This is a genomic window from Arthrobacter sp. UYCo732 (genome assembly GCF_040547265.1).
In the GTDB taxonomy this organism is placed as follows: Bacteria; Actinomycetota; Actinomycetes; order Actinomycetales; family Micrococcaceae; genus Arthrobacter.
The window spans coordinates 134909-146937 of sequence record NZ_JBEPPJ010000001.1 but is presented as its reverse complement, the minus strand read 5'-3'; the positions used below and the strand labels follow the sequence as shown (position 1 = coordinate 146937).

Genomic DNA, 12029 nt, shown 5'->3' with positions numbered 1-12029 from the left:
CACGACTCCCGTAAGGCTTCCAGGCTCGCTCAGCAGCCGTGTCATCGGCCCTCGGCCGGCGGCAGCTACGCAGCTGCGGCGAAACAAATGGTCGGGGGACGAACACTCAGGCCGAAGCGGTTCGGGCCCGGAGCTCCGATACAACATCGTGCACTGCGCCGTCCATGATGATCTCTCCGTGTTCCAAGAGAACACCCCGCTCGCAGACGGTAGCGACGAGGTCCAAATCGTGGCTCACGACAAACAAGGTCTTGCCATTAGCGGCCAGCTCCTTGATTTTCGCGATGCACTTGCGCTGGAACGGCTCATCGCCGACGGCCAGAATTTCGTCGATAAGGAAGACTTCCGGGTCGGTGTGAACCGCGATGGAGAACGCAAGACGTAGGTACATTCCGGAAGAGTAAAACTTGACTTCGGTATCGATGAATTCTCCGATTTCGGAGAACTCCACGATGGAATCGAACATTTCATCGATCTGTTTCTCAGTCATGCCCAGAATGGCACCATTGAGGTAGACGTTGTCCCGCCCGCTGAGATCGTGGTGGAACCCCGCACCGACTTCGATCAGGCCAGCCACACGACCACGAGTGCGGACCGTCCCGCCGTCCGGCTGGAGGACTCCCGAAATCAGTTTAAGCAGGGTCGACTTCCCGGAACCGTTAAGGCCCAGCAGCGCAACCGTCTCGCCCTGTTTAACTTCGAGGGAAACATCCTTCAGGGCGAGAAACTTCTTCGACAGGTCGCCTTTGCGCCCTTTGACTAACCATACGAGCGCTTCCTTCAAGGACCGCGTGTGACGAAGGACGAACTGTTTGCGCAACCCAATGCAGCTGATTGCAACGCTTCCGTGGCTGGACATCTAGAGCTCCTGTGCGAAATGTACGGCCAGACGGCGGAAAATGAACTGGCCCAGGAAAAGGATCACCACGGTGACCAACAGTGACACCGGAAGCCAAAAAGTCAGCAGGCCCGGCGGCATGTCAGCGAGTCCGATCTGGTCAGCCTTCAGCGTGGGCTGCCAAAAAGTCCAGTGAAAAATTTCCACAGCGGTAGTCATGGGGTTCAGCTGGTAAAGCCAATACCACGGGCCCATGACCCGCTCCACCATCGACCAGACGTAAAGTACCGGCGAAGCCCAGGTAACCACCATGACGATCATGTCCACGATGTTTTCGGAATCCCGAAAGTAAACGTTGACTGCCCCGAACATCAGACCGAGCCCGGTCGCCAACAGCGCCACCATGGCGAACACAAGAACGACTGCCACAATCTGAAGGATCGAAGGCGTCCATCCCACGAAGAGGCACGCACCAATGAGCACGAGGAGTTGCGGAAGGAAGTGCGCCGCGGAAACCCACACGGTGGCCGCAGGAAACAATTCCCTCGGAAGATAAATCTTCCTGATGAGGTCGCGGTTATCCACAATTGACCGGGTTGCATTTGCCAGTGACTCAGTGAAGAAGTTCACCAGGACTATGCCGGAAAACAAGTAGATGGCATAGTTGGGCGTGCCGCGTTCAAGGTTGAGGAAAATACCGAGGGCAATGAAATAGATCAGGAACTGCATCAGCGGCTTGACATAGGACCACATCAGTCCCAGGACAGAGCCGCGGTAGCGAACCTTAATTTCTTTGCGGACCAACAGCTTCAGCAGGAACCGGTGCCCGTAAACGTCAAGGAGTCCGCGGCCTTCCCCGGGCTTGACCAAGACGTCCGTTGTAGCGGCCATCTACTTGCCCGCGCCCGGGTTGGCGTCAAAGGTCCGCTTCCAGGCCTCCAGGGACGTCAACTCAGGGAGAGCTTCCCGATACTGCTCGGCCAGGCGCTCCCATTCCCGGAATATCCGCATGTGCAGTCCAGTGGCCTCAGTCAGCATGGCCTTGAGCTTTTTGGGGTCACGGCGGTACCAGGAAGCGCCTGTTCCTTCGGCATTGGAGACAACAACGCTGTCATAGTGGGCCAGCCTGAACCAGCGGTTATCACGGTGGGCGAGGAAGCCCTGGGGGCGTTCCAGGCTTTCAGCACCGGGAGTTGTTACCAGCTGCTTTGCGACAGTCCTGATACCCCATGGAACCAGTTCTTTCTTGCTTGGCATACCGATGGGCGCACCGCCGATGGGACCGCGTCCGATTTTCGGTGTGGGGAAGTCGTCGACGTTCTCCCGGAGCTGGGCATCCGAGTAACTGGCCTTCAGAGCATTGATTTCCGGCAGTTTCGAGCCGAGGGAGGCGTGGAGGACATCCGGACCTTTGAGTACGTCTTTCAGTGCCTCGATTCGACCGTGCTCCGTGAAGTATTGCATCGATACAAGGTGCTTGACGTCGTCCTGGACGGACTCCCGCAGGACCCGGCCGCCCTTCTTATAAGGGCTGTGGATGAGCGTGGTGATCATCCGGTTACGGGCGTGGAAATATGCCTGCCAGCCGACGAGATCGTCTTTGTCGGTCCATGACACATGCCATACCGCAGCCCCCGGAAGCGACACGGTTGAGTAGCCCGCTTCACGTGCCCGCAGACCGTACTCGGCGTCGTCCCATTTGATGAACAGCGGCAGGGACAGCCCAATTTCGCGAATGACCTTCGTGGGAATCAGGCACATCCACCAACCGTTGTAGTCGACGTCGACCCTTCGGTGCAGCCACGCCGTTTGGCGGAGGTTGGCAATGCTGAAGTCATGCCGGACATCCATGTCAGCGTGCGGCTGGGCGGGAACGATGCGATGAGGGTTGACCACTTCGCCAAACGTGTGAAGCACGCTACGGTTGTAGAGGTCGAACATGTGGCCGCCAATGATTGACGGCTTGCGGCAGTGGTCGGCGAAGGTCAGCAGGCGGAGGATGCTCTCCGGCTCAATGACGATGTCATCGTCCAGAAGCAGCACGTAATCGCTGCCATTTTCCACGGACTCGTACATCCCGCGGGCAAATCCACCGGATCCGCCGAGGTTGGCCTGGTTGATGACCCGGAGCTTTCCCCCCAGGGCGGAATCGATGCCGGCAAAGCCGTCCTGGTCCTCAACCTGGTTGGTCCCTTGGTCAACGATGAGTATTTCCTTGACATCCTTGAGGACGTCAAGGTTCTCGGACAGAATCCGTGCGTTGTTGAGGCAGAATTCCGGCTTGTTCATGGTCGTGATTTGGAGCGTGACCTGGCCTGGGCCGGAAACCTGGCTCAAACCTTCCCACTCCGCGTGGTCAAGGACCAGTTCGCCTGAACTGCCGGCCAGATCGAACCAGTACCACCCGCCGTCGCCAAACGGCTTGAGCGACAACTCGAATTCGGAAACCGCGGAGCCTTCGACGTGCTTGCCGTCCACGCGCTGGACGGAACCCCGCGCATTGGATTTGTAGACGGAAATATTCCCCGAGCCGCTCGTCTTCACGACGAGGCGGATGTCCCGTACGGATGTCCAGCGGCGCCAGTAACTGGCCGGGAACGCATTGAAGTACGTTCCGAAAGAAACCTGCTCGCCTGAGCGCACGCGCATCGAGTGCCGGCCCAGGAGGTCCTCAAAGTGGGCTTCGCGCCCGCCGGAGCTGAACATCTGAAGCTTTTCTTCGGGTTGCTTCGGCGTCCGGGCAAGCTCGTCGTTCTCACGAAGCCTGATTCCGTTGGCACTTCCGGCGTCAGCATAAAGCGAGACCGTATCCGTCTGGTCAGGGGACGGCAGGACTACCCTCTGAAGAACGCGCCAGGCCGACGTATCTTCAGTCACTGTCATGCCTCCACGCCTCCGCTTTCAAGCTTAGCTCCGCCCTCGAAATGCGGCCGAATCTGGTTGTCAAACATGGTCAGGGCCGAGCCAATGGCCATGTGCATGTCAAGGTACTTGTACGTGCCGAGGCGGCCTCCAAACAGGACGTCCTTCTCGGCAGCAGCCAGGTCACGGTACTTGAGCAACCGCTCCCGGTCCGCGGCAGTGTTGATCGGATAGTACGGTTCGTCGCCCTTTTCTGCGGCACGCGAGAATTCGCGCATGACGACGGTCTTTTCGGTCTGGTACTCGCGCTCCGGGTGGAAGTGGCGCGGTTCAATAATGCGCGTGTAGGCCACATCGGCGTCGTTGTAGTTGACCACGGACGTTCCCTGGAAGTCTCCGACGTCGAGAATTTCTTCTTCGAAATCGATGGTCCGCCACGAAAGGTCGCCTTCGGCGAAGTCGAAGTAACGGTCAACCGGGCCCGTGTAGATCACGGGGATGTTGCCAACAACTTTATTTTTGCTGTACTCGTGCGACTCATCGAAGAAGTCCGTGTTCAGCCGCACCTCGATGTTCGGGTGTTCCGCCATCTTTTCGATCCACGCCGTGTACCCGTTGGTCGGCAGGCCCTCGTACTTATCGTTGAAGTACCGGTTGTCGTAGTTGTAGCGCACGGGGAGGCGGGAGATGATGCCTGCGGGCAGGTCCTTGGGATCGGTCTGCCACTGCTTGCCCGTGTAGTGCTTGATGAACGCCTCGTAGAGCGGACGGCCAATCAGCTGGATGCCCTTATCGTTCAAGTTCTGCGGATCGGTTCCAGCGAGCTCGCCCGCCTGCTCCTGGATCAGCTCCTGCGCCTGGCCCGGCGTCAGGTTCGCACGGAAGAACTGGTTGATCGTGGCCAAGTTGATGGGCAGGGAGTAAACCTCACCCTTGTGCACGCCGTAGACCTTGTGGACGTAGTTCGTGAACGTGGTGAAGCGGTTCACATATTCCCACACACGCTCGTTGGAGGTGTGGAACAGGTGTGCGCCGTAGCGGTGCACTTCGATCCCGGTCTGCTCTTCCTTCTCGCTGTAGGCGTTTCCACCGATGTGGTGCCGGCGGTCAAGGACAACCACCTTCAAGCCGAGCTCGGTGGCGGCCTGTTCTGCGATTGTCAGGCCGAAAAAGCCAGACCCTACGATGACGAGGTCAGCGGTCACAAAATCTCCTGGTTCGAAAGCGGGCAGCCCAATGGTGCGCATTGTCTGCGGAACCAGCCTACCCGAGACCCCGTCGTGACCTACTAATCCGGTGGGTGACCGTCCACGCAAGCCGGCGCTCAACCTCCGCTAATCCCCCTCCTCGCGGCGCCCGCCGTCGTACTCCTCGTCGCGGCTGCCCGTATGCGGCGACCGTGGCCCAGGAGCCGCTGGTCACTGGGGCAATGCACACAGGCCAATTCACGCGGACAGTATTTTGCCGGTGAAGCCCCACGCCCTTATCCACATACGGCGACGCACGCCACGACACCCCGGCGCCTGATGGCTAGCTTGGAAACAACTCAACCGTGAGGAATGTCAATCATGCTGCTGCACTGCACGCTCGTTCGGAGTCCGGGCGCAGCCCTGCAGGACCCGCCGGCGGAGCTGACCATGGAGGGTCCGGACGGGGCCGCCGGCGCCGGCTTGCAGGCAGTGCTGGCCGCCAGGTTCGGCACCGGCAAAGTGACAGTCGACGGGCAAGATATGAGTTCACTCACGCTCGGGCAACCGCCGCTGGTCAACGGCGCCGTTCTGGTCGACGGGGCGGAACTGAGTGCCCGCAGATCGAGGCAGCGCACTGCGGAACCGCCTGCCTCGCTGGCGCTTGCAGTGCACAGCGGCTCCGGCGCTGGCCTGGTGGTTCCCCTGCGCCGGGGCACCTACACCATTGGCCGCAGCGATGCCGAGATCGTCATCCCCGACGCCGATCTTTCGCGTGCCCACGCGCGCCTGGTTGTCACCGAGACGGCCATTACAATCGTTGACCTGGACAGCGCCAACGGCGTCGAAGTGGACGGCGAGCGCCGGAGGAACGCCGTCGTGTCGACCAGTTCCACGATCCGGTGCGGCAAATCGACCATGTCACTGGTCTTCCTGGAGCACGGCAACCAATTGGACCAGGCAGGAACGGATGTCCACGAACCGATCGTCGTCAGCCGGCGCGACGAACCTATGAACCGGGCGGCGCTCCTGCTGACGGCTGTCCTGCCGGTGATCATCGGCGTGGGCCTAGCGATCACCACGGGAATGTGGATGTTCCTCGCCTTCACCGCCGTCTCCGCGATCTCCATCCTGGTGCCCGTGATCGGCGGGCGCCGGCAGCGCCGCGACCTGGCCGCGGCTGTCAGGGCTGCTGTCGCCAAAGACCAGGAACGACGACGGCGGTCCGCCCCGCCGCTGTCAGCCCTTACTTTGGGGGGTGCAACTCGGAGGGAGCGGACTTCCCGCGCCGCAGGCAAGGGCATCTGGCTGCGGCTGGGCCAAAGCACTCAACCAGCGAACCTCCGATTCGAGCCGCCCGATCCGGGCCGAGCGGTTCCATCCGCCGATCTGCTTCCGCTCACCCTCGATCCCGCACAGCCGGTCACCACGATCCGCGGGCCGCGAGACGCCGTCCTGGGACTGGTGCGTTCATTCCTGATGCAACTGGCCGGCTACCCGCTTGGCCGGGATACCCGCGTGGTGCTCCACGGAAAAACGGACCAGTTGCCCCTCGCGGCCCGTCTTCTGGAAGGAGTTACCCTCTCCAGCCATCCCGGCACCGTTCAGGCGCTGCTGAAGCGCGGCTTCGCGCCCGCAAGTGACCACGGCGTGCTGATTCTCCTGGACGGCAACCAGAACACAGCGGCGATCATCGAAAAGGCGCGCGAACATGCGTGGCAGGTCATCCACTTCCCCTGCGACAGCGAAGCCCCGATCAGAGCAGACATTGAGCTTGGTGAACGCAGTTCTGTGTTCACCGCAGGAGCGGAAAGCATCCGGTTCGCGCCGGATCTGGCGCCCGTCGCCGTCTTCGACAGTTTTTGTCGCCGTCTGGCTAAGGACGCGCCCAAGACCGGCGATGCCGGCGGAAGCACCCCGCTCTCCTGCCGGCTTACGGATCTTCTCCCGGCCTCCACCCCGGAAACAGCACAGCGGTGGTCGGCACACAGCGTGCGGCCCGGACTTGCCGTACCCGTCGGTCTGGGTCCGCAGGGTGCCCGGATGCTGGATCTCCAATCCGACGGCCCCCATCTGCTGGTTGCCGGCACTACGGGCTCGGGGAAGTCTGAACTCCTTCGCAGCCTGACGGTTGCCCTGGCGCTCAGCTACCCGCCGGACCAAATCAATTTTCTTTTTGTGGACTTTAAGGGCGGCTCCGGCCTGGGGCCTCTGACGGGGCTCCCGCACTCTGTAGGCATGCTCACCGATCTGAGCAGCCACGAGCTGGAAAGGTACCTGCAATCCCTCCGCGCCGAAATCAGATTCCGTGAAGAGGCCCTGGCCGCCGTGCAGGCACCCGATCTTGCTTCTTACCGGACCACCCAGGCGGGCCTCGCGGCACAGCTCCCCCACCTCGTGATTGTCATCGACGAATTCCGAATGCTCGTGGAGGACGCTCCGGAAGCGCTCCGCGAACTCATGAGGATCGCCGCGATCGGCCGTTCGCTGGGGATACACCTCATCATGGCCACGCAACGGCCGCAGGGCGCTCTGACGGCTGACATCCGTGCCAACGTGACTACAAGCATCGCGTTGCGTGTCCAATCGGAGATGGAGTCCGTGGACATTATCAATTCGAAGGCCGCCGCCGGAATCAGCGTGGACACCCCCGGGCGGGCCTATCTGGCGCGCGGCACTGAAGCACCAGTTGAGTTTCAGGCCGGTTCGCTGACTGCCGGTGCTCTTACCTCCGAACCGCCCAGCCTCTCGGTGCGCCTGGCATCGGAGTACATCGACACCCCACCCACGTCGGGTAAATCCGAATTTGCGGACGTTGAGCCCACACCGGCCCAGGCAACCGCGCCGTTGGTGGCTTCCATGTCCGCGTTGTGGTCTGCCATGACTGGCCCACCCGCCAGGAAACCGGTCGCTGCCCCGCTCCCCTGCGTTCTGCCTGAGCCTGCGGTTGGGCTACTGGTCAGTCCCAGCACAGCCACCGGTGACGTGATTGGAAACCAGACCGTGAAGTCGGCCGGCGATCTGGCACGGGAGGGTAACCGCCGGATCATCAGGCTCGGACTCATGGACCTGCCGGCGGAACAGAGAACGGCTCCACTCATCTGGGAACCTGCCGGGCACGGGCATCTGGGCCTTGTTGGCGGACCGGAATCGGGCATAGCTGAGGCGGTCCGGCTGGCAGTCCGCGGCCTCGCATCCCATCCGCGCGAATCGCATTTGTACGTCCTGGACCCGGACAGCTCATTCGCGGGGTTGGCCTCTCACGGCCGGGTGGGTGCCCGGGCCGGGCTGCACGAGCTTCGACGCGCCGTCCGTATCCTGGAGCGCCTCGCACAGGAGCAGTCGCGCCGACTGGCCAGTCCCGCCGCCGGTGCCACGCCCCTCGCGCTGGTGATCGCCGGCTGGGGGTCCTGGGCCTCGGCCTTTCGCGCCGGACCGCTGGCCTGGGCCGAGGACCTGGTCCACGATCTGATCCGTGATGGCGGCAGGTCCGGTATCACGGTGATCATCTCCGGCCAGCGGGAGCTTGTCACCGCCCGGTTCTTCGCCGCCGTTCCCAACCGCGTGTATTTTCCCTCCGGTTCAAGCGAAGAGAGCCGGATTGCCTGGCCCAAACTTCCTTCGACTGCACCGGTCCTCGGTCGGGCCGTCGCCATGGGCGCGCTGTCCGCCGGCACAACGGCAGTTTGCCAGTTCTACACGGCCAGCCCAGAAGCAGAGGGGATGGCGAATGGCCGGGCGCAGCAAAGGTTCCCCGCGAACCGGCCGTTCCGCGTCGAGCCGCTGCCGGTCATGGTCAGGGCGGCCCAAATCCTGGATGGGGCTGCGACTCCCATCCTGGATGGCACTGGCCCCGGCTCCCTTTTCCCGGATGGAATACCAGCCACGGCCGGACAGATGCCAGGTCTCTTCCGGATAGGCGTGGGCGGTGACGAACTCGAATCTGTATCCATCCGACTCCAGGCGGGCGGTGTCCTTGCGGTCTTGGGCGGACCGTCGTCGGGAAAGTCCTCGTTTTTACGCCTTCTGCCGCAGGTCAACCCCGGTTCAGGACCTTGGCTCCGGCCGGAAACTGCCACCGATTCCGCGGCCTATTGGTCGGGAGTCCTGGGACAGGCAGCCACAGGCAGCCTGGGCCGAGGATCTGTGGCCTTGGTGGACGACGCAGATCTGTTGACACCCGATGTGAACCGCCACCTGGCCGACCTCAATGCCCTCGGATTCAGAGTGGTGATGACGGCCGGCTACAGCCCGATACTCTCCCAGCGGGTGCCGTTGGCGCTCCAGGCACGAAACCAGGGCACCGGCGTACTGATCGCGCCCCGGACATTCCTGGATGGCGATCTCTTTGGGGTGCGGTTCGAGACGGAACCGAATCCTCCACCCGGCCGGAGCGTGCTGATCCAGAACGGTCGCGCCACGGCCGTCCAGCTGGGCTGGGTGCCTCCTGACGCGCCGGTCAGACGGCTGGCCGCCTGATGGAGCAGGGGGCTACAGGGCCGGGGGCAATCCGCCGCTCTGGGAGGCGTAGCTGATGACGCGCTTGTGGAAGAGGAGCACTATGGCTGTCAGTGCCGGCAGGATCATGGCCAGGCCTGCCAGCAACACTCCGGCGGTGAGGGTTGGAAACCCAATGGTCAGGACGAACAGCTGCGCTACCAGCGCTGCCGCCCGCGTCCACCGGCGTCCCCGGAAGAGGAAGAGCCCCACCGAATACAGCCAGGCAGAGAACGCAAGCAGCAGGCCAAGGGTGAAAACGGCTCCCCAAAGAGAAAGTACAGGGGCGCCCGTCACAAGTTCGAAGGCATACCAGGCCGCGGCCACCAGGAGGGCTGTGGCCTCCGCCGCCACAATCAGCGCGATCACCAGAATGCCCCGCGGGCGCCCTGTGGCCGGGTCCGGCCCGGGACCCGCGTGGGCGCCGCTGCCATCACTTGCACCACCACCATCGCCCGCCGGGGACCCCGGGGTTTCTGGGGCAGGCTCGGGCAGCGGATCTGACGGGTTTTGGGGGGCTCTTGACACACTGGCACCCTACCGGACATAGTCTGACAGTGGTGGGGGTCGGCTAAACGGATGTGATGTATCGCTCAGGAATCCGGGGATTTCAAGCTGTATTACCCCTTGTTTACACAGCCTTAACATGACAATCTTGATGAAGATGACCGATGGGGCCCCGAAGGGCCCCTTTCTTTTGTAGCCAATCGTGAATAATTTCACAAATGGCATTTCCCAGAATTGGAGCAACTGATCAGCATGGATTGGCGTAACCGCGCAGCGTGCCTTGAAAAGGACCCGGAACTATTTTTCCCCGTTGGAAATACCGGGCCTGCCCTCCTCCAGATCGAGGAAGCCAAGAGCGTCTGCCGCCGCTGCCCAGTTGTTGACACCTGCCTTCAGTGGGCCCTCGAGTCCGGCCAGGACGCCGGCGTCTGGGGCGGGATGAGCGAAGACGAGCGCCGCGCCCTCAAGCGCCGGGCCGCCAGGGCCCGCCGCGCTTCCTGATTTCGGAGCCCACCGGCTGAGAGCCGGCCGGCTCAGAGCACACCAGCTCAGAGCCCGTCGGCGCACCCAGCGGCTTGCACAAAACGCTGGGCACAAAACGCTAGGCACAAAACGATGGCCGCGACCCCTTCCGGGTCGCGGCCATCGCCGTTTAAGCTAAATCCTTACCGAACAGCCAGGCTGAGGCGGATCTGGACAGCCGTCCCGCCACCGTCACGGGGATGCCACTGGATGGTACCACCCAGCTCACTGGTGACCAGAGTCCGCACAATCTGCAGCCCAAGACCCTCCACGTGCGGCGTGTCCGGCAGCCCCACACCGTCGTCGGCGATCGTGACCGTCAGCAGTTCCTCGCCGTCTTCCTCCTCGGAGCGGTCGGCGATGAGCCAGACAGTTCCCGCGCGTCCCGCCAGGCCATGCTCGACGGCGTTGGTCACCAACTCGTTGATGACCAGTGCCAGCGGGGTGGCGAAGTCGCTGGGCAGTTCCCCGAACAGCCCCGACCGCTCGGTCTTGACCTGCTGCGAGGGCGACGCCACCTCAGCGGACAGCCTGAATTGGCGGCCAATCAGTTCGTCAAAGTCAACGCTCTGCGCCAGGCCCTGGGACAGCGTCTCGTGCACCAGGGCGATGGTGGCCACCCGCCGCATCGCCTGCTCCAGGCCCTGCTTGGCCTCGTCGCTGACCATCCGCCGGGACTGCATCCGCAGCAAGGCAGCCACGGTCTGCAGGTTGTTCTTCACCCGGTGGTGGATCTCGCGGATGGTGGCATCCTTGGTGACGAGTTCCATCTCCCGGCGCCGCAGTTCCGAAACGTCCCGGCACAGCACCAGCGCGCCAAAGCGCTGCTGTTCATCCCGCAGCGGAATGGCCCGCAGGGACAGGCTCACGCCGCGGGATTCAATCTCACTGCGCCACGGCATCCGTCCGGTGACCACCAGCGGCAGCGTCTCGTCCACCAAGCGCCGGTCCTTCAGCAGCCCAGCAGTCACTTCGGCCAACGACCGGCCTTCCAGCGACTCGCCGTCGCCGAGCCGCCGGATAGCCGACACCCCGTTGGGGCTGGCGTACTGCACAATCCCCTCCGCATCGAGCCTGATCAGCCCATCCCCCACCCGCGGTGCACCACGGCGCGAGCCGGTGGGGGACGCAAAGTCAGGCCACAGCCCAAGTGTTCCCATCCGCAGAAGGTCGTAGGCACACTGCCGGTACGTCAGCTCCAGCCGGGACGGCATCCGGGAACTGGACAGGTCCATGTGGGTGGTCACCACAGCCAGGGTCCGGCCGTTGCGGACCATCGGCACAGCCTCCACCCGCAACGCCATGTCCGAATTCCAGTTGGTCTCGCTGGACCGTTCGATGGACCGGCTTGCCCAGGCCTTATCCACCAGCGGCTGCAGGTCGGCCCGGATGGGGTCACCCACAAAGTCGCTGTGGAAGACGGTGTGCGTCGTTGACGGCCTGACGTGGGCCAACGCAACATACCCGTGATCCGGATGCGGGAACCACAAAGCCAGGTCAGCGAACGCCAGGTCCGCAACCATCTGCCAGTCACCCACCAGGAGGTGCAGCCATTCGGCATCGCCCGGCCCAAAATCAGCGTGTTCCCTGATGGGGTCCGTAAAGATTGCCACTGC

At 62.9% G+C, this 12029-nt stretch carries 8 protein-coding genes; 2 read left to right on the top strand and 6 right to left on the bottom strand.

From position 1 onward, the window contains the following. Positions 1-106: 106 nt before the first annotated feature. From ABIB45_RS00635 to glf, 4 genes are read right to left on the bottom strand one after another with little or no spacing between them, the layout of a single operon-like run. Positions 107-859 (bottom strand): ABC transporter ATP-binding protein, encoded by a 753-nt coding sequence (locus tag ABIB45_RS00635; protein WP_354213951.1) that lies wholly within the window; start codon positions 857-859, stop codon positions 107-109. Next, positions 860-1729, bottom strand: coding sequence for an ABC transporter permease (locus tag ABIB45_RS00630; RefSeq protein ID WP_354213950.1), 870 nt, complete (start codon positions 1727-1729; stop codon positions 860-862). Further along, on the bottom strand, positions 1730-3721 hold the full coding sequence (locus ABIB45_RS00625; protein WP_354213949.1) for a glycosyltransferase: 1992 nt from the start codon (positions 3719-3721) through the stop codon (positions 1730-1732). Next, positions 3718-4905: a UDP-galactopyranose mutase gene (gene glf / locus ABIB45_RS00620; RefSeq protein ID WP_354213948.1), complete on the bottom strand. Its 1188-nt coding sequence runs from the start codon at positions 4903-4905 to the stop codon at positions 3718-3720. The genes ABIB45_RS00625 and glf overlap by 4 nt, the downstream gene beginning before the upstream one ends. A gap of 363 nt (positions 4906-5268) precedes the next feature. Between glf and ABIB45_RS00615 the strand changes: the two genes are divergently transcribed. Beyond that, a complete protein-coding gene (locus ABIB45_RS00615) occupies positions 5269-9366 on the top strand; it encodes an FtsK/SpoIIIE domain-containing protein (protein ID WP_354213947.1) in 4098 nt (1365 codons plus the stop codon). Positions 9367-9378: 12 nt separating this feature from the next. Here the strand turns inward: ABIB45_RS00615 and ABIB45_RS00610 are convergent, their stop codons facing one another. After that, positions 9379-9912, bottom strand: a complete 534-nt coding sequence (locus ABIB45_RS00610; RefSeq protein ID WP_502909078.1) for a hypothetical protein — start codon at positions 9910-9912, stop codon at positions 9379-9381. Positions 9913-10143: 231 nt separating this feature from the next. Here ABIB45_RS00610 and ABIB45_RS00605 point away from each other — a divergent pair, with 231 nt between their 5' ends. Next, positions 10144-10392 (top strand): WhiB family transcriptional regulator, encoded by a 249-nt coding sequence (locus ABIB45_RS00605; protein ID WP_015937605.1) that lies wholly within the window; start codon positions 10144-10146, stop codon positions 10390-10392. A 164-nt stretch (positions 10393-10556) separates the two neighbouring features. On the opposite strand, the gene ABIB45_RS00600 is transcribed toward ABIB45_RS00605, so the two are convergent. Further along, positions 10557-12026: a sensor histidine kinase gene (locus tag ABIB45_RS00600; RefSeq protein ID WP_354213946.1), complete on the bottom strand. Its 1470-nt coding sequence runs from the start codon at positions 12024-12026 to the stop codon at positions 10557-10559. Positions 12027-12029: the final 3 nt, after the last annotated feature.

Coding starts and splice junctions, on each gene's coding strand:
- ABIB45_RS00625 (WP_354213949.1), bottom strand. CDS start 3,721: ATGACAGTGACTGAAGATACGTCGGCCTGGCGCGTTCTTCAGAGGGTA.
- ABIB45_RS00615 (WP_354213947.1), top strand. CDS start 5,269: ATGCTGCTGCACTGCACGCTCGTTCGGAGTCCGGGCGCAGCCCTGCAG.
- ABIB45_RS00605 (WP_015937605.1), top strand. CDS start 10,144: ATGGATTGGCGTAACCGCGCAGCGTGCCTTGAAAAGGACCCGGAACTA.
- ABIB45_RS00630 (WP_354213950.1), bottom strand. CDS start 1,729: ATGGCCGCTACAACGGACGTCTTGGTCAAGCCCGGGGAAGGCCGCGGA.
- ABIB45_RS00635 (WP_354213951.1), bottom strand. CDS start 859: ATGTCCAGCCACGGAAGCGTTGCAATCAGCTGCATTGGGTTGCGCAAA.